This is a genomic window from Polaromonas sp. P1_F9 (genome assembly GCF_056405615.1).
The window spans coordinates 272366-296519 of record NZ_JBFUBT010000002.1 but is presented as its reverse complement, the minus strand read 5'-3'; the positions used below and the strand labels follow the sequence as shown (position 1 = coordinate 296519).

The 24154-nt window shown below is 59.3% G+C and carries 25 protein-coding genes; 22 read left to right on the top strand and 3 right to left on the bottom strand.

Going from position 1 to position 24154, the window contains the following annotated elements:
* Positions 1-10 precede the first annotated feature (10 nt).
* Positions 11-526: a DUF1178 family protein gene (locus AC1DYR_RS06565; RefSeq protein ID WP_477704386.1), complete on the top strand. Its 516-nt coding sequence runs from the start codon at positions 11-13 to the stop codon at positions 524-526.
* Between the two features lie 207 nt (positions 527-733).
* On the opposite strand, the gene AC1DYR_RS06560 is transcribed toward AC1DYR_RS06565, so the two are convergent.
* Positions 734-2047 carry a Glu/Leu/Phe/Val family dehydrogenase gene (locus AC1DYR_RS06560; RefSeq protein ID WP_477704385.1) on the bottom strand — a complete coding sequence of 438 codons (1314 nt, stop codon included), beginning with the start codon at positions 2045-2047 and terminating at the stop codon, positions 734-736.
* A 190-nt stretch (positions 2048-2237) separates the two neighbouring features.
* Positions 2238-4022 carry an ABC transporter transmembrane domain-containing protein gene (locus tag AC1DYR_RS06555; protein WP_477704384.1) on the bottom strand — a complete coding sequence of 595 codons (1785 nt, stop codon included), beginning with the start codon at positions 4020-4022 and terminating at the stop codon, positions 2238-2240.
* Positions 4023-4101: 79 nt separating this feature from the next.
* Here AC1DYR_RS06555 and AC1DYR_RS06550 point away from each other — a divergent pair, with 79 nt between their 5' ends.
* The 4 genes from AC1DYR_RS06550 (at position 4102) to AC1DYR_RS06535 (ending at position 9379) form a co-directional block, all read left to right on the top strand.
* Entirely contained in the window at positions 4102-4653 is a 552-nt protein-coding gene (locus tag AC1DYR_RS06550; RefSeq protein ID WP_477704383.1) for a MarR family winged helix-turn-helix transcriptional regulator, read from the top strand.
* Positions 4654-4741: 88 nt separating this feature from the next.
* Positions 4742-6274, top strand: coding sequence for an efflux transporter outer membrane subunit (locus AC1DYR_RS06545; protein ID WP_477704781.1), 1533 nt, complete (start codon positions 4742-4744; stop codon positions 6272-6274).
* 59 nt (positions 6275-6333) lie between these two features.
* On the top strand, positions 6334-7710 hold the full coding sequence (locus AC1DYR_RS06540; RefSeq protein WP_477704382.1) for an EmrA/EmrK family multidrug efflux transporter periplasmic adaptor subunit: 1377 nt from the start codon (positions 6334-6336) through the stop codon (positions 7708-7710).
* A gap of 94 nt (positions 7711-7804) precedes the next feature.
* On the top strand, positions 7805-9379 hold the full coding sequence (locus tag AC1DYR_RS06535) for a DHA2 family efflux MFS transporter permease subunit (RefSeq protein WP_477704381.1): 1575 nt from the start codon (positions 7805-7807) through the stop codon (positions 9377-9379).
* Between the two features lie 261 nt (positions 9380-9640).
* On the opposite strand, the gene AC1DYR_RS06530 is transcribed toward AC1DYR_RS06535, so the two are convergent.
* A complete protein-coding gene (locus AC1DYR_RS06530; RefSeq protein ID WP_477704380.1) occupies positions 9641-10657 on the bottom strand; it encodes an integron integrase in 1017 nt (338 codons plus the stop codon).
* 171 nt (positions 10658-10828) lie between these two features.
* Between AC1DYR_RS06530 and AC1DYR_RS06525 the strand changes: the two genes are divergently transcribed.
* From AC1DYR_RS06525 to AC1DYR_RS06445, 17 genes are all read left to right on the top strand, one after another.
* On the top strand, positions 10829-11206 hold the full coding sequence (locus AC1DYR_RS06525) for a hypothetical protein (protein WP_477704379.1): 378 nt from the start codon (positions 10829-10831) through the stop codon (positions 11204-11206).
* Between the two features lie 77 nt (positions 11207-11283).
* A complete protein-coding gene (locus tag AC1DYR_RS06520; RefSeq protein ID WP_477704378.1) occupies positions 11284-11958 on the top strand; it encodes a hypothetical protein in 675 nt (224 codons plus the stop codon).
* Positions 11959-12324: 366 nt separating this feature from the next.
* Positions 12325-12852 (top strand): hypothetical protein, encoded by a 528-nt coding sequence (locus AC1DYR_RS06515; RefSeq protein WP_477686697.1) that lies wholly within the window; start codon positions 12325-12327, stop codon positions 12850-12852.
* 93 nt (positions 12853-12945) lie between these two features.
* Positions 12946-13464 (top strand): DUF3658 domain-containing protein, encoded by a 519-nt coding sequence (locus tag AC1DYR_RS06510; RefSeq protein ID WP_477704377.1) that lies wholly within the window; start codon positions 12946-12948, stop codon positions 13462-13464.
* 431 nt (positions 13465-13895) lie between these two features.
* Entirely contained in the window at positions 13896-14207 is a 312-nt protein-coding gene (locus AC1DYR_RS06505) for a hypothetical protein (RefSeq protein WP_477704376.1), read from the top strand.
* Between the two features lie 97 nt (positions 14208-14304).
* Positions 14305-14727 carry a hypothetical protein gene (locus AC1DYR_RS06500; RefSeq protein WP_477704375.1) on the top strand — a complete coding sequence of 141 codons (423 nt, stop codon included), beginning with the start codon at positions 14305-14307 and terminating at the stop codon, positions 14725-14727.
* A gap of 84 nt (positions 14728-14811) precedes the next feature.
* The gene (locus AC1DYR_RS06495; protein ID WP_477704374.1) at positions 14812-15123 is read left to right on the top strand and encodes a hypothetical protein; all 312 of its coding nucleotides are present in this window, start codon (positions 14812-14814) and stop codon (positions 15121-15123) included.
* Positions 15124-15635: 512 nt separating this feature from the next.
* Positions 15636-16166 carry a hypothetical protein gene (locus tag AC1DYR_RS06490; RefSeq protein ID WP_477704373.1) on the top strand — a complete coding sequence of 177 codons (531 nt, stop codon included), beginning with the start codon at positions 15636-15638 and terminating at the stop codon, positions 16164-16166.
* Positions 16167-17400: 1234 nt separating this feature from the next.
* Entirely contained in the window at positions 17401-17883 is a 483-nt protein-coding gene (locus tag AC1DYR_RS06485) for a hypothetical protein (protein ID WP_477704372.1), read from the top strand.
* A 73-nt stretch (positions 17884-17956) separates the two neighbouring features.
* Entirely contained in the window at positions 17957-18370 is a 414-nt protein-coding gene (locus tag AC1DYR_RS06480) for a GFA family protein (RefSeq protein WP_477704780.1), read from the top strand.
* A gap of 1284 nt (positions 18371-19654) precedes the next feature.
* Complete coding sequence (locus tag AC1DYR_RS06475) at positions 19655-19789, top strand: hypothetical protein (RefSeq protein WP_477704371.1); 135 nt, start codon at positions 19655-19657, stop codon at positions 19787-19789.
* A 103-nt stretch (positions 19790-19892) separates the two neighbouring features.
* On the top strand, positions 19893-20333 hold the full coding sequence (locus AC1DYR_RS06470) for a hypothetical protein (RefSeq protein ID WP_477704370.1): 441 nt from the start codon (positions 19893-19895) through the stop codon (positions 20331-20333).
* Positions 20334-20879: 546 nt separating this feature from the next.
* Complete coding sequence (locus AC1DYR_RS06465) at positions 20880-21356, top strand: hypothetical protein (protein ID WP_477704369.1); 477 nt, start codon at positions 20880-20882, stop codon at positions 21354-21356.
* Between the two features lie 136 nt (positions 21357-21492).
* Positions 21493-21894 (top strand): ribonuclease E inhibitor RraB, encoded by a 402-nt coding sequence (locus AC1DYR_RS06460; protein ID WP_477704368.1) that lies wholly within the window; start codon positions 21493-21495, stop codon positions 21892-21894.
* Between the two features lie 83 nt (positions 21895-21977).
* Entirely contained in the window at positions 21978-22412 is a 435-nt protein-coding gene (locus AC1DYR_RS06455; RefSeq protein WP_477704367.1) for a hypothetical protein, read from the top strand.
* 90 nt (positions 22413-22502) lie between these two features.
* Positions 22503-22970, top strand: coding sequence for a nuclear transport factor 2 family protein (locus tag AC1DYR_RS06450; protein ID WP_477704366.1), 468 nt, complete (start codon positions 22503-22505; stop codon positions 22968-22970).
* A 411-nt stretch (positions 22971-23381) separates the two neighbouring features.
* Entirely contained in the window at positions 23382-23747 is a 366-nt protein-coding gene (locus AC1DYR_RS06445; RefSeq protein ID WP_477704365.1) for a lysozyme inhibitor LprI family protein, read from the top strand.
* Positions 23748-24154: the final 407 nt, after the last annotated feature.

Genomic DNA, 24154 nt, shown 5'->3' with positions numbered 1-24154 from the left:
TAATCCGCCCATGAAAGTCCTGAATCTCCAATGTGCGCACCAGCATTCGTTTGAAGGCTGGTTTGCGTCCGAGGACGACTTCCAGGCCCAGCTGTCGAGCGGCCAGATCGAATGCCCGCTGTGCGCCGACAAAAGCATCCAGAAACTTCCCAGTGCGCCACGTCTCAACCTGGGCGGCCACGACCTCGCGAGTGCGGGTAGCCAGGCCGCTGCGTCTTCATCAGTTGCCATTCCGAGCCCGGTGCGGGTCGCCGAAGACGAGGCCAACGCCGTGGCGGGTATACCGGTCGCAAAGAATCACGCAGAGCAGGCCGCATTTCTGAAGGCCTTGCGTCATGTGATGACGCATACCGAAGATGTCGGCAGCCAGTTCGCGGAGCAGGCCCGCCGCATGCACTATGGCGAACTTGAGGCGCGCAGCATTCGCGGCCAGGCCAGTGCGCGCGAAGCTGTGGAACTGATAGAGGAGGGCATCGACGTCATGCCCTTGCCTTCGCTGCCTGGCGTCAAGGAAACGTTGCAATAACGCCCCCACGGTCGCTCACTGCGTGTAGCTTCCTGCCCCCCGAGGGGGCCGCTGCGCCTGCGGTCTGGCGAAGCCAGTCCCGCGGCCCCGGCTTGGTTTAAGAGCCCACGTCAATCACCGGGGTTGGCTCGAAGGCCGCGCTTGCTGCCAATGCTTGAGAAGACCGTCTGCCGGGCTTGGCGAAGGCCTCCGCGTTGGGTCAGCAACTCAGGGGTACAAGCCGCGCAGCTCGCGCGTGTGCAGGATTCGCTTGCAGGCCACGATGAAGGTGGCGGTGCGCAGGCTGACCTTCTGGTCTTGCGCCACGGCCCAGACACCGGCAAAGGCGTCTTTCATGATTTTCACCAGGCGCTTGTTGATTTCTTCTTCGTCCCAAAAGAAGCTGGAAAAATCCTGCACCCATTCAAAGTAGCTGACGGTCACGCCGCCGGCATTGGCGATCACGTCCGGCAGCACCAGCACGTTGCGGTCATGCAGGATGTCGTCGGCGGCAGGTGTCGTCGGGCCGTTGGCGCCTTCAATGATCATGCGCGCCTTGATGCGGCCAGCGTTGGCTGCGGTGATTTGCTGCTCAAGTGCGGCCGGAATCAGGATGTCGCACTCCACATCCCAGAACGCGTCGTTGGCAATGATCTCGGCTCCGGTGAATCCGGCCACGCTGCCGTTGGCTTCCACATGGCGCAGCAACGCCGGCACATCAAGGCCGGCTTCGCGGTAAATCGTGCCGCCATGGTCTTGCACCGCGACCACGCGTGCGCCGGTTTCGGCAAACAGCTTGCCGGCCACGCCGCCCACATTGCCAAAGCCCTGCACGGCGACCCGTGCGGTACTGATATCAAGGCCAATGTGTTTGGCTGCCTCAGTGCCCACGGTGAACACACCGCGCCCCGTGGCTTCACGCCGGCCCAGAGAGCCGCCCAGGTCGACCGGCTTGCCCGTGACGACGCCGGTTGAGGTGGAGCCGGTGTTCATCGAGTAGGTGTCCATCATCCACGCCATGATCTGGTCGTTGGTGTTGACGTCCGGCGCAGGGATGTCCTTGTTGGGGCCGATGATGATGCCGATTTCGCTGGTGTAGCGGCGCGTCATGCGTTCCAGCTCACCACGCGAAAGCTTCTTCGGGTCGACGCGGATGCCGCCTTTGGCGCCGCCGTAAGGCACGTTCACCGCGGCGTTCTTGACCGACATCCAGGCCGACAGCGCCATCACTTCAGACAGTGTGACGTCCTGGTGGAAACGCACGCCGCCCTTGCCGGGACCGCGCGAAACGTTGTGCTGCACACGGTAGCCTTCAAAGTGCGCCACGGTGCCGTCATCCATGTGAATCGGCACGTCCACGATCAGTACACGCTTGGGCCGCTTCAGGGTTTCAGCCCAGCGCGCCAGGCTGCCCAGGTGCGGAATGACGCGGTCTACCTGCTGCAGGTAGTTGCCCCAAGGGCCCAGGTTGTCCGCCTGCAGGTAAGACGGAAGCGGGTGAGACCCGGCGGGGGTGGGAACGGAAGAGGCTGCGTGTGACATTGAAAAAGCTCCTTGTGGGATTTCTTGCGGGAAAGTCTGCGGGGAAGAATCAATGCACGGAGCTTAAGAGCCCCGGTCTAAATAGTCCAAGGCATTGTTGACCAATATCTATGCAAATAATGCATATCGCTGGTTTTGACGGTCGCCGAAGCTGCGGCGAAAGCCGGGAAGCCCGCAGATGCCAAGGCCGTCACACCGTGAACTGCAGCGCCGCCAGGCGCGCATAAACGCCGCCGCGGTTCACCAGCTCGGCATGCGTGCCTTGCTCAACCAGCTGCCCGTGGTCCAGCACCAAGATGCGGTCGGCCTGCTGCACAGTGGCCAGCCGGTGCGCAATCACCAGCGTCGTGCGGTCCTTCATGGCCGACTCCAGGGCCGCCTGCACCATGCGTTCGCTTTCGGCATCCAGCGCGCTGGTGGCTTCATCCAGCAGCAGCAGCGGGGCATTTTTCAGCATTGCCCGGGCAATCGCAATACGCTGGCGCTGGCCGCCGGAAAGCCGCACACCGCGCTCCCCCAGGAAGGTGTCGTAGCCCTCTGGCAGGGCGGTGATGAATTCATGCGCGAAAGCCGCCCTGGCCGCTGCGCGGGTTTCTTCATCAGTGGCTTCGGGCTTGCCGTAGCGGATGTTTTCCAGCGCGCTGGTCGAGAAGATGACAGCGTCCTGCGGCACGATGCCGATGCGCTGTCGCAAATCATGCAACGCCATGTCGGCTGTGCGCACGCCATCCAGTTCGATGCGGCCCGAGGCCGGGTCATAAAACCGCAGCAGCAACTGGAACACCGTGCTCTTGCCCGCACCGCTGGGCCCCACAATGGCCACTGTTTCACCGGGCGCTACGCTCAGGGAAAAGTTTGTCAACGCAGCTTGCGCGGGCCGCGACGGGTAGTGAAACGTCACGGCATCAAACTTGACAGCGCTTCCGGCCCGCGTGACTTGAGCAGGAGCGGGGTTGGCGGGTGATGTCACGGGTGAACGCGACGTCAGCAGCTCCATCAGCCGCTCGGTGGCGCCGGCCGCCCGCAGCAGGTCGCCATAGACCTCGCCCAGCACGGCCGCCGCGCTGGCCAGGATGATCACGTACACCACGGTCTGGCCGAGGTGGCCTGCCGTAATATCGCCCCGCATCACCGCCTGCGTGCCCTGGTACAGGCCCCACAGCAACGCCGCCGACGTGGCGATGATGATGAAGGCCACCAGCACCGAGCGCGCCCTGGTGCGGCGAATCGCAGTGTTAAAGGCACTGGTCGTTGACGCATCAAAACGCGCGGCCTCGCGGCCTTCAGCGGTGTAGCTTTGCACCACCGGGATGGCATTAAGCACTTCGGCGGCAATCGCGCTGGAGTCGGCCACGCGGTCCTGGCTGGCGCGCGACAGCTTGCGCACACGCCGGCCAAACCAGACCGAAGGCGCCACGATCAGCACCAGCACCACCAGTACCTGCACCATGAGGTAAGGGTTGGTATAGACCAGCATGCCCAGCGCGCCCACGCCCATGACCGCATTGCGAAGGCCCATGCTGAGCGAGGAGCCCACCACCGTTTGCACCAGCGTTGTGTCTCCGGTCAGGCGCGAGAGCACTTCGCCGGTTTGCGTGGTTTCAAAAAACTCGGGGCTTTGCCGCACCACATGCGCGTAGACCGCATTGCGCAGGTCTGCCGTCACACGCTCGCCCAGCCAGCTCACCATGTAAAAGCGGCCTGCCGAAAAAAGGCCCAGCGCCGCCGCTACGCCAAACAGCTCAAAGAAATGGGTGCGCAGCGCCATCAGCTGCTGGCTCTTGTCCGCCGCGCTGAGCCCGCCGTCAATCAGGCTGCGCAGGGCCAGCGGAAACACCAGCGTGGCAACGGCCGCCATCACCAGGAAAAACATCGCCAGAACAATCCGCCCCCGGTAGGGACGCAGGAAGGGAACGAGGCCGGAAAGGGAGCGGGGCGCGCCCTTGGGCGCATTGGAAAGAGAGGAAGTAGCCATGCGGGGAGTTTAGCCATAAAAGATGTCTGTACAAACACAGCCTTGACAATGTTTGTCTAGGCATGTATTATTCGTGTCCATGAAATCCGAATCCAGCCGTCCGCCAGCTGCCCCAGCTCCCTCAACTCCCCTGTGCGGGTTGCCGGCCGAGTTTTATTGCGCGACCGATTACGACGCCGGGCAAAGCACCGGCGCGCTGATGCGCCAGATTCTCAACAGTGTCTCCCAGCAGGTTACGCGCGAACTGGAGCCCCAAGGCCTCACCAACGCGCAGTGGGTGCCCATGCTCAAGATCTACCTCGGAAAAGCCTCCACGGTGGCTGAACTGGCGCGTGTATGCCAACTTGATGCCGGCTCCATGACCCGTTTGCTCGACCGGCTCGAAGCCAAGGGCTTTTGCCGCCGCATCCGCTCCAGCGAAGACAGGCGCGTGGTCAATATCGAATTGACACCCGAAGGCCGCGAAGCGGCGAAAGAAATCCCCGCGGTGCTCAGCCGTGTGCAAAACGCCCACCTGGCCGGTTTTACGGTCGATGAGTGGCAAAACCTCAAAGGCTACCTGCGCCGCATTCTTGAAACAGCGCAGACCCTTCAGACCCTTCAAGCAGCGAATGAAAAAGATGACAAATAACAGCAATACCCTCTGCAGCGCGTCCGCCCCGGTGAACCAGGCCGAGCACGCCGAGCCGCGCCTGCCGCTCTGGCGCGCCTCTTTCCGCATGGCCCTGGTGGCCGCCGCCAGCGTGGTGGCCGTGGGTTTGATGGCAACCGGCCTCACCGGCTGTGCCGACATGTCGGGCATTGCGCCGCAGTCCAGCCTGCGTGACGCGCCTTCGCTGGGCCTGGCTGCCGACACCGCCAGCCAAACGCCGGCCCAGGCGCCGCTGGCCGCCGAATGGTGGCGCGAGTTTGGCGATGTGCAGCTCAACGGCCTGGTCGACCAGGCCCTGCAAACCAGCCCGACCTTGAAGCTCGCGCAGGCCCGCCTGGCGCGCGCACTGGCCGTCACCGAGGTTGCCGATGCCGCCACATTGCCGCAGGTCACCGGGCAGCTGGACCTGACACGCCAGCAATACACCGCCAATGGCGCAGTGCCCGCACCACTGGCTGGCTCCATCCGCAACAGCGGTACGGCGCAGCTCGCGGTGAGCTGGGAGCTTGATTTTTTCGGCAAGAACCGCGCCGCGCTGGACGCCGCGCTGGGCACCGCCAACGCCGCTGAAGCAGACGCGCAGGCCGCACGCTTGCTGCTGGCCAGCAATGTGACCCGCACTTACTTTCAGCTGGTTCGCCTGAACGAGCAGGTGACGGTGGCCCGCCGAACACTCGCCCAGCGTGAAGAAACCCTCAAGCTGGTGCGCGACCGCGTCGACGCCGGCCTGGACACTCGCCTGGAGCTGCGCCAGAGCGAAGGCGGCCTGCCCGAAGCGCGCCTGCAGCTCGAAACCCTGCAGGAGCAGATGGCCCTCACGCGCAATGCGCTGGATGCCCTCATTGGCAAGCCGAATGGCACTGCAGCCCTTTCCCTTCCTGCGCAAGCAGCTATCAAAAATGTAGCAACCGCCACGGCCATTCCGGCCGACCTGCTGGGCCGGCGCGCCGACATCGCCGCCGCGCGGTGGCGCGTAGAGGCTTCGTCCAAAGATGTGGTCAACGCCAAAACCCAGTTCTACCCCAACGTCAACCTCGTCGCTTTTGCCGGTTTTTCCAGCATCGGCCTCGGCCGCCTGCTTGACTCGGGCAGCCAGCAGTGGGGTGTCGGGCCGGCCCTGCGCCTGCCGATTTTTGATGCCGGCCGCCTGCGCGCCAACCTGCGCGGCAAGACGGCCGACCTGGACGCGGCTGTCGAAAGCTACAACGCCGCCGTGATCGATGCGGTGCGCGATGTGGCCGACCAGGTGGCGTCGTCGCAAGCCATCACGCGCCAGCAAACCGAACAGCGCGCCGCGCAGGAAGCCGCGGAAGGCGCCTATGACATCGCCGTGCAGCGCTACAAGGCCGGTCTGGGCACCTACCTCAATGTGCTGACCGCCGAAACCAGCGTGCTGGCACAGCGCCGCCTGGCGGTAGACCTCTCGGCCCGCGCGCTCGACACGCAGGTCGCCTTGATACGCGCCCTGGGCGGCGGCTACAGCAATGCCCCGGCGCAGGCGAAGCAGGCGCAAGGCGCTACAAAAACAATAGCTGCTGGCGCAAGTCCTGATTGGGCTACAGCCGGTTTTAATTCTGAAAAAGTGCCTGCAGCGCATTAAGTGCCGGCCCAAACGCAAGTAACGCATCGTTCCCGAATCAACCAACACCTGACACCATCATGAGCGACACAACTTCTACCAACTCCCCAGCTTCCGATGCACCTGCACAGCCGCCCGCAGGAAACCCCAAACGTAAAAAAGCGCTGACGGCGCTTGCAGCCGTGGTGGTCGTTGCAGGGCTGGGTTGGTCGGCCTATGAATACCTGGTGGCCAGTCATTACGAGTCCACCGACAACGCCTATGTGCAGGGCAACGTGATCCAGATCACGCCGCAAATCGGCGGCACCGTCATGGCCATCATGGCCGACGACACCGACTTTGTGAAAGCCGGCCAGACGCTGGTGCAGCTGGACCCGGCCGACGCCAAGGTTGCGCTGGAGCAGGCCGAAGCCGCACTGGCCCAGGCCGTGCGGCAAGTGCGCACGCTCTACGCCAACAACGGCACCTTGGCGGCGCAGATCGCGCTGCGTGATGCCGATGTGGTCAAGGCGCAAAGCGACATCGCCCGCGCCAGCGACGACCTGAACCGCCGCCAGTCGCTCACCGGCAACGGCGCGGTGTCCAAGGAAGAACTCAACCACGCCCAGACGCAGCTGGCCACCGCCAAGAGTGCACTGGCCGCGGCGCAGGCCGGTGTGGTGGCTGCACGTGAGCAACTCACCAGCAACCAGGCCCTGACCGAAGGCACCAGCGTCGAGCAGCACCCCAGCGTGCAGGTGGCCGCCGCCCGGGTGCGTGAGGCCTACCTGGCCACACAGCGCGCCGCGCTGCTGGCGCCCGTGGATGGTTATGTGGCCAAGCGCACAGTGCAACTCGGCCAGCGCGTGGCCGCTGGCGCGCCGATGATGTCCATCATCCCGCTCAACCAGGTCTGGGTCGACGCCAACTTCAAGGAAGTCCAGCTGCGCAACATCCGCATCGGCCAGCCCGTGACATTGGTGGCCGACCTCTACGGCAAGAAGGTGGAATACAAAGGCAAGGTGGCCGGCCTGGGCGTCGGCACCGGTGCGGCTTTTTCATTGCTGCCCGCGCAAAACGCCACCGGCAACTGGATCAAGGTGGTGCAGCGCGTTCCGGTGCGCATTGCGCTGGACGCCAAACAGCTCGCCGACAACCCGCTGCGCGTGGGCTTGTCGATGGACGCCGAAGTGGACGTGAGCAGCAAGGACGGCAAGACGCTGGCCGATGCCCCGCGCGACGCCACCGTGGCACACAGCCAGACCTACGGCACGCCAGACGATGCCGCCGACAAGGACGTGCAGCGTGTCATCGCCGCCAACACCGGAAAATCCGTGAAGCTGGCCAAGCCCGCCGTCGCAGCCACGCCGGCCCTGCCGCAGGGCGGCGCTGTTTCGCCCGCCCAGGCCGGCGCCGACCCGCAGCGCCTCGCGTTCAGCCACACGCTGTCGCTGGCTGGCAACCGCGTGGCGCCGTAAGTCACAGCCTCACACACAACCCGCACTTCCAGCCCGCGCAACCGCAGCGATTTTCCGTAGCGGTTTCCACCAGCCCCTTATTCGCAAGGCTTTCATGGCTTCCGCACCTGCTCCCGCCTCCGCCTATGTCCAGCCGCCACCGCTGACAGGCTCTGCCCGCCTGTGGGGCACGCTGGCCCTGTCGGCCGCGACTTTCATGAATGTGCTCGACACGTCCATCGCCAACGTGTCGCTGCCCGCGATTGCCGGCGACCTGGGCGTCAGCCCCAACCAGGGCACCTGGGTCATCACCAGCTTTGGCGTGGCCAACGCGATTGCCGTGCCGCTCACCGGCTGGCTGTCGCAACGCTTCGGCCAGGTGCGGCTTTTCACGGCCAGCGTCATGCTGTTCGTGCTCACGTCGTGGCTGTGCGGCCTGGCGCCCAACATGACCACGCTGATCTTTCTGCGCGTGCTGCAGGGCCTGGTGGCTGGGCCGATGATTCCGCTTTCACAGGCGCTGCTGCTGTCGAGCTACCCGAAAGCGCTGGCGGGGCTGGCCATGGCGCTCTGGTCCATGACCACGCTGGTCGCGCCGGTGATGGGGCCGCTCCTGGGCGGCTGGATCACCGACAACATCTCATGGCCTTGGATTTTTTACATCAACATCCCCGTCGGCTTTGGCGCCGCCTTCATCACCTGGAGCATCTTCCGAAAGCGCGAAAGCGTCACCCGAAAGCTGCCCATCGACTCGGTGGGGCTGGCGCTGCTGGTCATCTGGGTCGGCGCGCTGCAGATCATGCTCGACAAGGGCCAGGAGCTCGACTGGTTCCACTCTGGTGAAGTCATCGCGCTGGGCATCATCGCCCTGGTCGGCCTGATCGCCTTTGTGATCTGGGAACTCACCGAAGAGCACCCGGTGGTCGACCTCACGCTGTTCAAGAAGCGCAACTTCTGGGCCGGCGCGCTGGCGCTGTCGGTGGGCTACGGCCTCTTCTTCGGCAACGTTGTGCTGTTGCCGCTGTGGCTGCAGCAATACATGGGCTACACCGCCACGCAGGCCGGCATGGTGCTGGCGCCGGTCGGCGCATTCGCCTTGCTGCTCTCGCCCGTGGTCGGCAAGAACATCGCGAAAGTTGACCCGCGCCGCTTCGCCGCGTTTGCCTTCATGGTGTTTGCGCTGGTGCTGTGGATGCGGTCCAACTTCAACACCCAGGCCGATTTCCGCACCATCATGATCCCGACCATCATCCAGGGCGTGGCCATGGCCTTCTTTTTCATCCCGCTGGTCACCATCACGCTGTCGGGCATCTCGCCCGACAAGATCCCCGCGGCATCCGGCCTGTCGAACTTCGTGCGCATCACCGCCGGCTCGTTCGGCACCTCGATTGCCACCACCATCTGGCAAGACCGCGCCGCCATGCACCACGCGCAGATCAGCGAATACGTGAACCAGGGCAGCACCGCCACCAACAGCGCCCTCACAGGCCTGGCCGGCGCCGGCCTCACGCCCGACCAGGCGCTGGGCACCATCAACCGCCTGGTCGACCAGCAGGCCTACATGCTCGCCGCCAACGACGTGTTTTATGCCTCCTCGTTGATCTTCCTGCTGCTGATTCCGCTCGTGTTTTTGACGCGGCACACCAAGGCGGGGGCGGGGAGTGCGGACGCTGCGGCCGGGGCGCACTGAGGCTTCTGCGTGGGCTTGAACGAAGACGGCGCCTTGTGCGCCGCTTTTGTTTTCGCTATCAAATCAGTAGCTGCTTGCGCTTGTTTATATTGGGTTGCAGGGCTGTTTCGTATCTAAAAGCAGACTCCAAACGCTCAGAAACAGGAGAATTTGTTGCGGTTGCACCTCGCAGAGGCCTTGCAACCGCCTCCAAAGCGGTTTTTGACCTCTTTTAGGTATTAAAACGGGCTGAAGCCCAATCGGAATATGCGCGAGCAGCTATCAAATCAATAGCATTTCAGGCAAGCAGGCGTCCAGCGGGCTGGCCGTGCCGCCTGCGGTAACCTTCAGCACGTGGGTGTAAATCATCGTCGTGCTCACGTCACTGTGGCCCAGCAGTTCCTGCACCGTGCGAATGTCGGTGCCCGACTGCAGCAAATGCGTGGCGAAGCTGTGGCGCAAGGTGTGCACCGATACCGGCTTGACAATCCGGGCGGCGGCGCCGGCCAGTTTGATGGCACGCTGCAAGCGCTCTTCGTACAGATGGTGCCGGCGTTCAATCTGAGAGCGGGGATCCACCGACAGTTGAGGCGCGGGAAATACCCAAAACCAGCCCCAACGCCGCCCCAGGTCGGGGTACTTGACCGACAGCGCATCAGGTACTTCAACACCGGCAAAGCCTGCTTCGCGGTCACGTGCCCATACTGCCCGGGCCCGGCCCACCTGCACCTTGAGAACGTCATGCAGAGAGCGCGGCAACATCACCACACGGTCTTTGCCGCCCTTGGCCTCGTGTACCACCAGCACTTGGCGGTCAAAATCCAAGTCCTTGATACGCAAGCGCAAACCCTCCATCAAACGCATGCCCGTGCCATACAGCAGTTTTGCCAGCAAAGCCATCTCGCCATCCAGCGCGCCCAATAATGCGCTGACTTCCGCCGTGGTGAGCACCGAGGGAATTCGCCGGGTCCGGGTCGGCCGCTGTAATTCGGTGAGCCATGGCAAATCAAGTCCCAGCACCTCGCGGTATAAAAACAGCAGGGAACTGAGCGCCTGGTTGTGAGTGGAGACCGACACCTGTCGCTCATTGGCAAGCATCGTCAGGAACTGTGTGACCTCCAAAGCACCCATGTCGCGGGGATGCCGCATCTGCCCGCCCCGGCCGCACCAGCGGACAAAAAAACGCACCCAGTACACATAAGCCTGCTCGGTCTTCAGGCTATAGTGTTTGTAACGAATGACCTCGCTCACCTGTTCCAGCAGGCGCTTGGACTGGGGAAGATAGGTGACAGGGTTCATAACGGTCTAACCATGTATAAAAACACTGTATTTATCTCGCCGACCCTTGTGTCAAGAGGGGTTGCTAGAGAGTTGGCCGTTACTACGCCTAGACTGCCCCCGCTTATCCCGTCGGATAAACTGGAATTGCGGTTTATCCGACGATCTAAATCACGTTAGGCGCTTCAGGTCATGGCCGCAACGAATCTTCCACCGAAGTGCTCGCGCTTCGTTGACGCCGACTCGTCACTCTACGATCGCTATCTTTTCTTTATCCAGGATGTTGGTTCGTCCGGTACTGGCGATAGGGACATCGCGTGGCATCAGTCGGCCAAGACGCTAGCTACCGACTTGCATTCCAAGGCCGTGGACCTTGGGATGAGCCGAGCACATGAGTACTCAGACGACATCTATTGGCTGGATCAGTGCGCTGCCGTTGTTTCTCTTATTGCCTTTGGCCGACGGTCGAGCGACTTCGAGAAGTACGAAGCGGCAGTTCACTACTACCGCAATTTTCCAAGTACAGCGCCAAGAGTCATGGAGTTCGATCGCTATGTGCAAAGCGCCTAACCCTTCCATCGAGCGGACGTGCAACACCAGGCCTCGCCTGCTGTCGCCCGCCACTCATGTCAAACGTTAGGCATCAAGTGAAGCTGCGATCTATCGTGCTCTCGGTATACGGCCACTCTATTGATGTAGCGGCGCCCTTTAGTTTCGAGACACGCAGCCTCTGCAATTTTGTTCAACGCTACGCCCGCTCAATAGAAATTGAAACCGCCGGGTTCAATCAGATCATTGTTCAAGATGATCTCCATAGCCCAAAACTTTCCAGCCCGACGCTGATTCCAGAGAAAACGCTAGCAATCCCATTTGAGTTCGACAAAGACCGCTATCGGCAGGCCACTTCAGCAGAGAAGCAGGAATACTTCATCGAAATTCTGTCGGCAGGCCTTGAAGCAGCACACACTTTTCATCCACTCCCGCTGAAAGAATTTCAGGACAGAATCAAAGAATTCAGAACGAATGGCTATCGAAACTATTGGGTTCATCAGTCGAAGACCATTCGAAAAATCGCAGCTACTGCTGAGCTTCAATGCGAGCTGACGCTAGATCAGTTCACGCTCACGCTTGAGATTCGAGGAAAAAGCGGCTCTCTTAGAAGAATCCATCTTCTTGAGACCAAGCCCGACGAACTGTGCTTTCACCATCAATTCAAAGACATCGTGGTCAGAGAAGAGCATCTGGTCGTTACCAATCGACGCTACTCCAATGACGAGCTTGCTCGCTTCCCGCTTGCCAGCCTCTCCGCGATTGATGCATAACCCTCTCATGTCAAACGTTAGGTTGCTTTTGCATGCTCACAGTCTCGATCAATGGTTGGAGCCCAGGTTTTCGCAAGGTTTCGCATACGGAACTTCTTCGAAGCGCTGCCGGTATGTCTCTCGCTCAAGCAAAGGACTGCATCGATCGAGTACTTGCCGGGGAATGCGTGACACTTGTCGCTGGTTCGAAGGGAGAGGCTCGTGAACTTGCGGGTCAACTGGTTGATTTGGGCGCCAAGGCGGTGGCTATTTATGAATAGCGAATGGCAATCTAACTTGTCAATCGACGCGGACTCACAACAGCAGAAGGCGGCTTCGCCGCTCATGTTGGTGGTCCGGTCATCTTTACGTTAGGCCTCAGCACACATGCCAGTAAGCTTTTCCCTCGACGCTACCGACTTCAAGCTGCTGGAGCGCGCCGTGGTAGCCCGCTTTGAGCGGAATCACGGACGGATGAATTTGGCCTTCTTTGCGCAGGTGCTTGCATGGATGTTCATTGCTCTCGCAGCGTTCACCTTCTTTAAGCAGTGGGAGAGAACGCCTGATGTCGCACGAGGCTACGGAGTAATTCTGTTCTTCGCAGTTGTCGGCTTCCTGTTTGCCTGTGTTCGGCCGCTAGCGGGGCAGTGGCTCTACCAAAAGTATGTTTCCGCCGCGAACAGCGCATTCACCGAGAAGCAATCGGTGGACCTTCAGGACGGCTCGCTAGTCTTGGAGTCAGCGTCCGCCAGGTCAGTTGTCCGTCGGACGGCGATCATCGACTGTTCGGAAGACGACCGAAACCACTACCTGTTTCTCACCGGAGTCCAGGCAATTGCTATTCCTAAGGCCACAGCCGCCACTCTCGGCGCTGAGTTTTCCGCCTTCCTGGCAGGCTGCGCACATGAGGCCTAACAGGTCAATCGACACGGACGTCGACGCGGCGGGCTTCGCCCGCCTATGCGCCGCCGGTCATTTCCGACGTTAGGCCTCACGAGTACCGCAACCATGGAACGGAAAGCCGCCGAAGACATCTTTGCCGCGTGCGAAAGAGCGTTGGCCTCTCTCACGGAGTTGGAGACAGCAGTTGCTCAGGTCTCAGATAGCACTGAACGCCAGAATCTCTTGCACGCCTTGTCAGGGGCGATTGTGGAGTTGCTTGCAGGCGTGCGAGCCCCCGTCGTGCTTCAGTACCGTGATATTGAGCCATTCGATCCAGAAGATGCCGCACCATATGAGCCTACTGATGAGGAGATAGGATTCATGCGCGCTGCATCCAAAGATGCAGAACTGGCAGTCGATTCGATGATCCTCCGAGAATGCTCATCCCAATGGCAAAAGGTAGCCAAGATCGTTGGAAATCTGATCCCCGAACTCGACCAAGTTGATGCCGATCTGCCGATTGCCTACATACAAGCGCGCATGGACGAACTCGAAGAGTTGGGGAAAGTCGAGGTTGCCGGGAACGCTTGGGCTATGCGCTACTCCGAGATTCGGCTCGTGCAAGATGAGGCGAACGCAGCGTGAGGCCTAACCCTTCCATCGCGAGGGACGTCCAAGGACTATCGCCCTTGGCCGCTCCTCATGCCAAAGGTTAGGCGGCATTCGGAGATGTGGCGAGTAATCGGATCAATCTTGGTTGGGCTGCTGCTAGCAGTGGCTCTTCTTGGCATAGTCGTCGCAACAGATGGCGCGGTTGTCCACGCGCATTGGATACGCGATGTTTTTCTTGATCCCCCGTTATGGTTGCTGCAAACGGGGATTCCGGCAGTTTCTGCTTCTTTCGCAATCGAACGGGGCAGCGCCTATAGCGGATTTGCTTTCTTTACGGCGTTCTTCATTGGTTTCTGGTGGCTGGTATGTGGTGCACTTGTATGCGCAGTTCGGCGCCAGCCGCCTAACCCGTCTTTGCAGCGGACCGCCTCCGGCGTCCGCTGAACTCCAACTTTATGCCGCCTATGCCAATCGCTGACTCGCAAGCGCTGAATCTTTACATTGAGAGCGTCGTGCGGCAGGCGCAGGCCGAGGTTTGTGCAGTTCACGTCAGCGGCTTTCAGGCGGAGTTTGCGAAGCGCTTCGCAGCCTGGCGCGGCGCGCATGCAGAAGCGCTCGCAAGTGGCCAGGCGCAGGCAGAAGCAGCCAAACCGTCTGGGCCTGGCGTCCAGCACTTTGCAGCCATGAATGCGCAGGTACTTGCATCCTTGCCCGCGGATGATCGATTTCGCCGGTGCCAAGAGCTATTGGCGCTTTTTAAGGACGAGAAACCTTGAACAGCGTGCATAACTGGTCGGCCAACACGGAACCGCAACTCCGCGAGGCGGCTTCGCCACAAGTGTTGCGGTCCGGTTGCCTCCAACGTTAGATTCCATGGGACCGTTTCGTGTCGGTTGGACCGAATCGGATGTTGAGGCCGTGATGGATCGCGGCGATCCTCAAGAGCTGTTGTACGTGCCGATCGTTGCCGGAATGAATGCTGACTCGTGTGAGCCGGGCTGGGCCGAAGCGGTCTGTCTCAGATTGATTTCGCATGAGCATTTCAACGTTCGTGGCAACGCGATGCTCGGACTAGGTCACGTTGCGCGCACATGTGGCGAACTGAATCTCGAGCGAGTCCTGCCATTCCTCTCGGCTGGCCTCAAAGACCCAAATGAATTCGTCCGTGGTCAAGCGGAAAGCGCTGCATGTGAGCTCGAGATCTACATGGGAGTGCTCGTCCCAGGCTACGATGGCGAGCAAACGCGGGCGCTGCTTGCGGCCATAGAAAAGGTGAAAAAGGACAATGGAATCTAACTTGTCAATCGACGCGGACCCACAACAGCAGGAGGCGGCTTCGCCGCGAATGTTCGTGGCCCGGTCATTTTTACGTTAGATTGCATGCAAAGACCATCGACACGAAATCTGGGTGAAGCGGTGGCTGCCTTCGTGCTGGCTGTCTTTGTTGCGGGCTACGGGTGGTTGACGCTTCTCAACGGCGGCGTTTCTATCGCTCGCGGCGTCAGGGGTGTGCTCCACACCGCGTACTTGGCTGGCGATGAAGCGGGTGTGTACACCGGAGCAGTTTTCCTCGTCGCGGCCGTTATCTCCTTTTTTGCCGTGAGGAGAATTTCCAAGCGGAAAGCAATCGGTTGGGGCGTAGCATTAGTGGTCCTTCTCCATCCGTTGGTATATGCCGCAGCAGCGGGCTGAATCGTTATTAGGATATTCACAGTGAAAGGGCGAACCGGCATGCGGTCTAACCGGCCAGTCAACGCGGACGCCCAAGAGCGTGCGTGGGCTTCGCCGGTCCTCCCCTGGGCGCCGGTTACCTCCAACGTTAGCCCTCACTGGAGCCCACACTTGTCCAAGAATGCTGCGATCATTGGTACTTGGTTTGTCACCGTCGCTCTTGTTGCCGTGGTCGCCTGTTGGTGGTTGCTCATGTCCGCCATCGGGTCGTGCCCTGACTCCCCAGATCCGACCAGTGGGCATGTCGTGCCCTACAACAATCATGGGACGATTCAATACATGACTGAGGTCCAGCACAATCTTCTTTGGGAACTCCCAGTCACATTCGTCGTTGTGTTCGCAATAGGAGTATGGGTGAAGAGGCAAAGGGCGCCAAATGCGAGCTAACAGGCCGGCCAACACGGACCCGCAACTACAGACGGCTTCGCCGCAAGGGTCGCGGTCCGGTCACCTCCAACGTTAGACGGCACAGCATGCATGTCGAATATGTGCTCGATCCGAGGAGCGAACTGCCTCATCACTACGCACGCAGTGACACAACGTCATTGAAGATATGGCACTGCAAGTTCGAGTCCTTTGAATGGTTGCCCGCGTTTTCCGGGCTGAGGTCGCTTGTCTTCGCCGGTTTCCCCCTGAATTCGTTCTCCATTCTGAAAAAATTACCTCGCCTGCGTGAACTGCGCATTGTTGACTTTCCGAGGGTAAGGGATGTCGAAGCGCTGAGCTCCTTGCGGAAGCTTGAGATTCTGTCTCTCCAAGTGCTTCCAGACTGGCATGCCATGCACAGGCGGCAGCACGTTGCATCCCTTGCACCGCTTGGAAATCTGCACAAGCTGCGCGTGATCGACCTTCTTGGTGTGGTGCCTGACGCTGGCGGGCTGCTGCCGCTGAGCGCTTGCCGGCACTTGACCCAGATGCAGTTGCTCGGATACTCAGCCAAGGACAAGGCCGCGTTGCAGCAGGCGCTTCCGCGGCTTTCAATAGCGGAGCGTGATGCCGTCTAACATTTCAATCGACGCGGACCCACAACAGCAGGATGCGGCTTCGCCGCTCGTGTTGATGGTCCGGTCATTTTTACGTTAACCGGCTAGCAAATGCCGTTCGAGATCAAACTAGCTTTCATGGTATTCGCGCTTGTCGTGTTGCCGCTCTTGCTATGGGCGTTGCGGCCATCGCAGTCCAAGGCGGTGTCCCCGAAATGGTTTCGCCTGGGTTCCGGCGACCCTATGTTTCGAATTTTATTTCGACCCGACGGAAAGCCGTACCGTTTCACGTGGGCGCTCACCGTCGGATGGTTTGCGCTATGGCTTGTTTTGATATGGGTCATCCCCACTGCGCAATGAAACGAATGCTGGTTAACTTGTCAATCGACGCGGACCCACAACCGCAGGCTGCGGCTTCGCCGCTTGTGGTGGTGGTCCGGTCATCTGTACGTTAGACAAAATGCAGCTCAAATCTCATCTCAACAAGGACATCAGCCCAAAGAGTCCGGTGCTCTTCCTAATTCTGGGGCTACTCGTGACGCTCGCTTCGTTGTATGCCGCATGGTTTCACTACACCGAACCATACGGGTGCGACCCTTATAAAAAGTTCTGTAGTTTCGCGAATTGGGCTAGCTCAATTACTGGCCTCTCGAAGAACACCTTCATGGCAAGTATTGATATCGCTGGAGGATTTCTTGGTGTTCTAATAGTTTTGGACTCAGTTAAGAGGCTAAGAAAAAAAGAGTAGATTCAATGTGAAAGCAAAAGCTAGGTCTAACATTTCGCTCGGCACGGACACACAGCAGCAGGTTGCCGCTGCGCGGCCAATGCTGCGCGCCGGGCAGCTTCGACGTTAGACCGCAAAGCCATGCCCGGTTACGCCGTCTACGTTCTCCTTGTCTGCGCTGGCTTCGGCGTGTGGGCGCTGCTGTTCTGGTTTATGCGAACAAGCTCCGGGCCAAAGCGGACGGCACTGGGTTGGAGCCTTGTTGGGCCGTTTCACGCGTACTTGGAGAAACGCGGGTACCGGCTGCGCCGGCGAGAGTTGTTCGGGTGGGCGCTGGTCGGCGCCGTCATGCTCCTTGCCCCTGTGCTGTCGTGGCTGCTTGAGCGATGATTGCGCGTATGCGGTTTAACAGGTCGTTCGACGCGGACACGCAGCGGCATTGCGCCGCGAGCCGTGCGCGGGAGCATACGTCTCGCGGAGCAATGCCACTGCGTGCCGGTCAACTCCGACGTTAAACAGCAGGAGCCTATGAGATCCATCGCCTATTTTTTGTGCGCCACATTGGTTTCACTCCCGACATTGCATTGGCTTGTAGTTTCGTTTCTATCGATGCTAAAAGTTCAGGTCCCGTACATCACCCTTCTCTCGCTTCTTTTCTCTTTTGGCTCTTTGGTTCCTTCGATGTTTGCTGGCATCCTCCCGCGCCCTCTTACCGTGGTGCTGGGGTATGTAATGATGTTCCTCATCCTGCGGCGGTGTTGGTTATTCGCTGTAAAGAAGGAGAGAACACCGGTGTCTTTCGTTGGATTTCAGAAAGCGCTTGGCTATGTTGGATTTTGGTCTTTCTCACTTAGCGTTTTCGTTTTACTTCTCAGTATGGCGCTCAAAGCTGGCTCGGGCGTACCTGCTGGCATGCTGATGATCCCCGCAATGTTTTGCGTGCCTTGGGCTTTTTTCTTAACTGAGGTCATGAGCTTCAAACGGAAAGCTGCTGCTAATGAATCTGTTTAACTTGTCGCCCAAGGCGGACGCCTTCGGCTCCGCTTGTCTTCAACGTTAGGCCGCACACACGGCATGGAGATTAATCATCGTCACCAAGATTCACTGTTCCTGTGGCTCAGTTCACGTGCAGTTGCAGGGCGCTCCGCTAGCGCAGTTCGTTTGCCACTGCGACGATTGCCAAGCGGTTCATGGCAATGCCTACTTGAGCGCCCTTTATCCAAGTGCAGCAGTGTCGGTGACTCGAGGCGAAACTGATGTGCTTTCTCTTCGAACCACACCTCGAACCAAATGTACCTCCTGCGGCACATTCCTCTTTGCGGAAGTGCCTGGCCTTGGCGTGCGCGGAGTCAACGGTAGCCTGTTCCAGCCAGGTACGTTTCGTCCGCAGTTTCATGTCCAGTGCACCTATGCCCTGGCACCTATCGAAGACGAGCTACCTCACTTCGCGGGCCTGCCAGCCCGGTTTGGGGGCTCTGACGAACTTGTTCAGTGGTAGGGCAGAAAGTGCGGCCTAACCATTCCTTCAAGCGGACCCGCCTACGGCGGTCCGCTTAAGTCAAACGTTAGGCCTCATGGATCGTTTTGACGCTCGGCTCCGCTTGTTTCGTCGCTGGAACTATTTGGCTATAGCTGCCTTTCTCGCCCTCCTGCCGCTCACACTCTTGGTAGGCTGGGCGACGGACGGCGGACCGCTTTCTCCCGCAGCGCCGATCGCATGCTTCTCCGCCTCGGCAGTTGTGATCGTGTTTACCTACATTCGCATTCGAACATTTCGCTGTCCCCGTTGCGGGGAGCTCTTTACGCTCCGTCACGCGCTGGGATCAAATAGTCGTGGGCGCAGGTGCGTCCACTGTGGACTCGATGCTTGGGGAGAAAGAGATGCATAGCCAGCCTTTGGCTCTGAGGCCTAACAAGCCGCTCCAGCGGACAGGCTCTGGTCGGCTTCGCCTCCCGCCCGCCGCGGAGCTTCGGCGTTAAATGGCATGAACTACCGCTGCCCTTTGCCGGAACACCTACAGCGTGAGGCGAGCTCTTTTGTCGAGTTTGCTAACGGCGGCGCTCAGGCGACGGCGAGGCTCAATGATGGCCGAGTGTTTCATGAGGTTCTCATTTCGAACGGCATTGCTGTTGTAGCCGTCCGCGGCTGGGATGCGCCACCTTTTGAGGGGGGCGAAATAGCGAGCCTCTCCCAATCGGAAGACGACAAGAGTCCAAAGGATCGAGGTGGCTGGCAGTTTTGGGACGCCTGGAGCCAACATGCCACTTAACATGTCAATCGACACGGACCCACACCTGCAGGAGGCGGCTTCGCCGCCAAAGGTGGCGGTCCGGTCATCTTCACGTTATGCTGCATATGAGCCAATCGGGTCTGTTTAGCAAAGAAAGGCAAACGTCAGTGACTGTGTCCATCCGTATTCGATTGCTAGTCATTTCAACCGCACTACTTGGCGGCTGCGCGAATAACACGCCTGCCTTCCCCGCACCGAGTCCGAGTGAATTGAAGGAATTGAGGGCACGTGCACCAGAAGGCAGTGCACCGCCACGGGAGTTTGTCCGAACACCTATTCCAAGCACACATCCACTTGTCGGAGTTTGGCGGATTGAACTCGCGGGAGGCAAGTGTGCTGAGGAGTACGAACTCAGAGCTGACGGTACAAAAAAATCTATGTCTGGCGAAGAGCGCAACGAATCAGAATTCATGATTTCGCCGAGCGCTCGTAAGACCTACTGGTACAAGTGGGTTGACAAGATAACTAAGAATAACGGTAAGCCGGACTGCATGGGTTCTCTCACAACCGTGGGGCATACTGCCGTGAACTACGTCATCGTGCATCCGAGCGGCCAACGGTTCGCGCTTTGCGAGAGGGAAGACATGAACTCCTGCTATGCGGAGTTCTTCCGGCAGGTGCGCTGATCGGAACTGCATGCAGCATAACAAGTCGGCCAACACGGACCGCGTTGCGGCAGGCTTCGCCCGCCTCAGAGCGTCCGGTTGCCTCCAACGTTAGGTACGTCATATGAAACACTACGTCGCAACACTCCTTCTAGCCACGAGCTGCGCAATCTGCCTGGCGCAGTCCGAAGTACCGCTTGAGGAGTCGCGGGGCGCAGCGCAAGCGCTGGGGTATGCGAGCGTTTCCCAGGCGCTTGAGTCCCTCAAGGCGAAGCCTGGTGTCAGCATCAACATCACCAAACCCGACGGCTGGGTCATCATCAACGAGCCGAACCCGACATTTGCCGTGTGGTCGTTCACTCCAGAAGGTCACTATGCGCATCCGGCCGTCGTGCGCCGCATCATCCAGCAGCGGCCAAACGGAGAGGTCTACGTTGAAATGGCCGCTCTTTGCCAAGCCACGAAAGAGCCATGCGACAAGCTCATTCGAGAGTTTCAACAACTCAACGAACGCATGCGCGAGCAAGTACGTGCTCGTATGCAGCAAGGCAAGGCGCAGCAGTGAGTACACCGGTGCCTAACCTTCCATCGAGCGGACGTCTTCCAGCAAGCTTCGCTTGCTTCCAGCCGCCGCTCATGTCAAACGGTATATCGCCAGAATCTGGGTTGGCGTGGGGGCGCCAAGTTGAGCTCGTTCCTTTCCGTTGACGGCCTGGTTACGATCGCCGTGTTGGGGCTGGTGTACTTTCTCGCGAACTGGTTCTGGAAGCGGCAGGCCCTTGCGCGAGCTTGCGAATGGGCTGCGCTGTCGAATATGAGAGTAAGCCTCGGATCGCACTCGATGTTTCGAATGCACCACCAAACTCCACGAATCACGTTCGAAGCCGTCGAGGAATCGGGTCGAAGGGTTCGATGCACATTGGAGCTGAAGGCGACATCATTATTCTCGGGACCCTTGGGTCACTCTGCCGTGGCCGAATTATTGGAAAAAACGGAGATGTCAGCCCATGCCCCATAACATGCCAATCGACGCGGACCCACATCTGCAGAAGGCGGCTTCGCCGCTTGGAGTGGTGGCCGGTCATCTCCAACGTTAGGGAGCACAAACACTGTGAGCCACGACATACGTCTGCTTCTTGTCAACGATGGCGAGTCGATCCGTGATGTCGCCTATCGTGATGAACTTGGCGACGAGCAGTACACGTCGGAGGAACGGTCTCGGAACCTCAAGATCGTCGAAGCGTTGGAAGCGGCCTTCCCCGATCTTGATCGCTTCGAATCGAGCAGACACTTCGAACTGACAGATGTCAAAGGAAATACAGGATTGCAGGTGAGTCTGTACAGCTCCTCGGGCGCCGTGGCGTTGCCCTACTGGCATGAGGGCAATGCGGACGAAGTGCTGAAGAAGGTCGACAAGATCCTGCGAATCATTCTGGAGAACGGCCCATTCGTCGCGTTCGATCCGCAGACGGAACAGCAACTATTCGCCGAAGGCGGAGTCAGCGAGGCAGCCAAGCCTGTATACGCCTTCGGCGTAGCGGCAACCAAGCAGATCGGAAAGAAGCCATGGTGGCGCTTCTGGCAGTAGTGCTCCCTAACCCTTCCATCGAGGCGAGAGCTAACGGCTTGGTGCCAGGCCCGCGAGGCACCCAGGTACATCATGTGCCTCGCGGGCCTGGCGCCAACCCGTCGTCTCCGCCTCATGTCAAACGTTAGGTATCCACATGTCCGCTACAACGATCATTGCAATTGGGGCCATTCTGGCCGTATTGGCTTACGTCCTCATCTCGGCGAACAGAGCAGGCCAAGTGGCAGTTCCCGATTTGCGCGTTCTGTCCCAACTGAGGCAAGTTGGCTCCAAGCTGAATCAACCGCACAAGGTCGACTTTTTCTTGTATTTGCCGTCGCAAGATTCAGCAGACCGCGTGGCAAAAGACCCATCTTTCCGCGGATACGACGTGCAGGTGAAGCCCGGCGCGCAAGACTCATCCGAGTGGCTTGTTCAGGCGAGCAAAACGATGATTCCAGATTTAAAGGTCCTAGTAGAGATCCGGGAACATCTTTCAGCTTTAGCCTCGGCAAATGGAGGCGCGTACGACGGCTGGGGCGCCGAGGTGGTCCGATGACCACAACATCTAACCCGGCAATCAAGCGGACGGCCGTATCTGCCGCCGCTTACCTGGTACGTTAGACAACATCAGAAGCCGCCATGAGCCTGCATCCAGACTATCCAATCGTCACGGGAACCTATCAAATGACTGATGAATGGGCGGTCGCTCTTCCTGAAAGGTTCAATCGACGAATAGAAGATGGAAGCCTTGTTCTCTGGAGGGCAGCACTCACCTTCTGGGTCACCATTTGGGGGAACGACAAAGGCACACCCGAAGAGCAGCGGCTAGCTTCAATTCTGGAAACAGCCAGCGATCTTCGAGGCGAGCAACAGATCGAACGCGCCGGGAAGCTTATCCGGCTGACATACGAATTGCCGGAAGAAGATTACTCCCGAGAAAAGTCTTCCTATAAATCAATTTCCGGTTACGTCATCGCACCCATGGGGCATGTTCAGATCTCTGCTTACTTTGATACGCCTGCCGCTCGCACCCTCGGGTACAAGATCATTCATTCAGTGCGCAATGTTGCTTAACCCTTCCTTCATGCGGACGTGCCTCCGGCACGCCACTTAATTCAAACGTTAGGCGCCGCAAGATGCGGAGCGTTCACTCAGAGGTTCTAAATGTCTCTCACTTTGTCTGCATCTGATTTGGCCACGCGCCTGGCAGTCGAGGACGCCGTCGTTCAGATGTTCGTTGCCACCGACGAACGAGACTGGCCAGCGCTGGAAAGTTGCTTTACCAGCCCCTTTACGCTCGACATGACCTCCATGGTCGGTGGAACGCCGACCGAAATGACGCCAAACCAGGTGGCTCAGGCATGGGCTGCCGGATTCAAGCCGCTCGACCACGTTCACCATCAGATTGGCAACCTTCGAACCGAGGTCAGTGGTAATCAAGCGCTTGTCAGATGCCACGGCGTGGCCTTTCACCACCGGGGCAAAGCAATCGGCCTGAAGAGCCGCATCTTCGTGGGTACGTACGAACTGCAGTTGCTGCCGTTCCCGGACAGATGGCGCATCTCCCGGCTTGTCTTCAAGCTCAAGTTCATCGAGGGCAACCTGGAACTTGAGAAGTCGGCATCGCTGTGAGAATGACGCCTAACCCTTCTATCGAGCGGACGTCTTGCCCGTCACCTCGGTCAGGCCGCCGCGCATGTCAAACTTAGCCCGCATATGAGCGACACCTGGCATGTCCAATTTCGCGCAGAGGACTTCAGCGCTGGGAGTGAATTCCTGACGCGAAGTCTGTGGGCGCGCCTGCCACATAGGTGGTTACTCTCCGTTCTGAGTGGCTCGTGTTCTGGTTGTTCTTGTCCGAGCAGCTTATGGCGGACGAACTCTGAGCTAAGGTGGGGGCCTTCTTCGCGGGCATTCGAGAGCTTCCACCGTGATGCCTTCGCACCCAATGCCACCTGACATCTCGTTCGACATGGGTCCACAGCAACAGGCTGAGATCTCGCGGCTCGTGTTGGTGGTCCGGTCATCTTCACGTTAAGTCGCATGAAATACGCCACGCTTTTTTTCCTGCTGTTTGTGCCGGGAGTCTTCGGGCAAATGGAGTGTGATCGAAACTGTGCGCAATCGAGAGTGGATTCGGAGTTCGACAAGGCGGATGCCCAACTCAATCTCGTTTATCGGCGGTTAATGTCGTCACTATCACAGGCTCAGAAAGATAAGCTCCGGGTCGAACAACGACTTTGGATTCACGAGGTTAGAGACGCTTCTTGCACGAGGCGAATCGAGACAGAATGGGGAGGGTCTTGCTCAACCACTTGGTGTGTTATTGCCGAGGAGCAGTGCCGGGTGTCTGAAACGCAGGAGCGCACCAAGCAGCTTGAACAAATGATTGAGGGCGTAATAAGATGAGCATTCGACTTAACTGGTCGCCCGACACGGACACGCGACATCAGACCATCGCTTTGCGGCAAGCGCTGATGGTCCGGTCATCTTCACGTTAGATCAATTCACGAACACTATGTGGCCATTCAATAGAAAGCCGAAAGCGGCGACGCAAACGATGCCTCCCGGAGCAATTTCCTACAGCCAATTGGACATTACGGAGAGCTTTGGCGACAACCTGCGGTTGAAGCCTGAAGACTGGATCGGGACCATTCCGTTGAACAAGAAGATTCCAAGCGGAAGCGGTTTGCCACCAATCGATGCGAGCGAAGAAACCGTTTATGAGATTGCATCACGGCTTTCAACGCTCCGGGAATCCATATCGATACCAAATGACGGTGTTTACTGTCCAGTTTGCCATGTTGCAAACATTG

Excerpts from the sequence above, each read along its gene's own strand:
- AC1DYR_RS06545 (WP_477704781.1), top strand. The coding sequence starts at position 4,742 with ATGGCCCTGGTGGCCGCCGCCAGCGTGGTGGCCGTGGGTTTGATGGCA.
- AC1DYR_RS06505 (WP_477704376.1), top strand. The coding sequence starts at position 13,896 with ATGCCAATCGCTGACTCGCAAGCGCTGAATCTTTACATTGAGAGCGTC.
- AC1DYR_RS06560 (WP_477704385.1), bottom strand. The coding sequence starts at position 2,047 with ATGTCACACGCAGCCTCTTCCGTTCCCACCCCCGCCGGGTCTCACCCG.
- AC1DYR_RS06530 (WP_477704380.1), bottom strand. The coding sequence starts at position 10,657 with ATGAACCCTGTCACCTATCTTCCCCAGTCCAAGCGCCTGCTGGAACAG.
- AC1DYR_RS06495 (WP_477704374.1), top strand. The coding sequence starts at position 14,812 with ATGCAAAGACCATCGACACGAAATCTGGGTGAAGCGGTGGCTGCCTTC.
- AC1DYR_RS06475 (WP_477704371.1), top strand. The coding sequence starts at position 19,655 with ATGGGTTCTCTCACAACCGTGGGGCATACTGCCGTGAACTACGTCATC.
- AC1DYR_RS06455 (WP_477704367.1), top strand. The coding sequence starts at position 21,978 with ATGAGCCTGCATCCAGACTATCCAATCGTCACGGGAACCTATCAAATG.
- AC1DYR_RS06535 (WP_477704381.1), top strand. The coding sequence starts at position 7,805 with ATGGCTTCCGCACCTGCTCCCGCCTCCGCCTATGTCCAGCCGCCACCG.
- AC1DYR_RS06555 (WP_477704384.1), bottom strand. The coding sequence starts at position 4,022 with ATGGCTACTTCCTCTCTTTCCAATGCGCCCAAGGGCGCGCCCCGCTCC.
- AC1DYR_RS06540 (WP_477704382.1), top strand. The coding sequence starts at position 6,334 with ATGAGCGACACAACTTCTACCAACTCCCCAGCTTCCGATGCACCTGCA.
- AC1DYR_RS06450 (WP_477704366.1), top strand. The coding sequence starts at position 22,503 with ATGTCTCTCACTTTGTCTGCATCTGATTTGGCCACGCGCCTGGCAGTC.
- AC1DYR_RS06525 (WP_477704379.1), top strand. The coding sequence starts at position 10,829 with ATGGCCGCAACGAATCTTCCACCGAAGTGCTCGCGCTTCGTTGACGCC.
- AC1DYR_RS06550 (WP_477704383.1), top strand. The coding sequence starts at position 4,102 with ATGAAATCCGAATCCAGCCGTCCGCCAGCTGCCCCAGCTCCCTCAACT.
- AC1DYR_RS06470 (WP_477704370.1), top strand. The coding sequence starts at position 19,893 with ATGAAACACTACGTCGCAACACTCCTTCTAGCCACGAGCTGCGCAATC.
- AC1DYR_RS06460 (WP_477704368.1), top strand. The coding sequence starts at position 21,493 with ATGTCCGCTACAACGATCATTGCAATTGGGGCCATTCTGGCCGTATTG.
- AC1DYR_RS06500 (WP_477704375.1), top strand. The coding sequence starts at position 14,305 with ATGGGACCGTTTCGTGTCGGTTGGACCGAATCGGATGTTGAGGCCGTG.
- AC1DYR_RS06565 (WP_477704386.1), top strand. The coding sequence starts at position 11 with ATGAAAGTCCTGAATCTCCAATGTGCGCACCAGCATTCGTTTGAAGGC.
- AC1DYR_RS06510 (WP_477704377.1), top strand. The coding sequence starts at position 12,946 with ATGGAACGGAAAGCCGCCGAAGACATCTTTGCCGCGTGCGAAAGAGCG.
- AC1DYR_RS06515 (WP_477686697.1), top strand. The coding sequence starts at position 12,325 with ATGCCAGTAAGCTTTTCCCTCGACGCTACCGACTTCAAGCTGCTGGAG.
- AC1DYR_RS06490 (WP_477704373.1), top strand. The coding sequence starts at position 15,636 with ATGCATGTCGAATATGTGCTCGATCCGAGGAGCGAACTGCCTCATCAC.
- AC1DYR_RS06445 (WP_477704365.1), top strand. The coding sequence starts at position 23,382 with ATGAAATACGCCACGCTTTTTTTCCTGCTGTTTGTGCCGGGAGTCTTC.
- AC1DYR_RS06485 (WP_477704372.1), top strand. The coding sequence starts at position 17,401 with ATGAGATCCATCGCCTATTTTTTGTGCGCCACATTGGTTTCACTCCCG.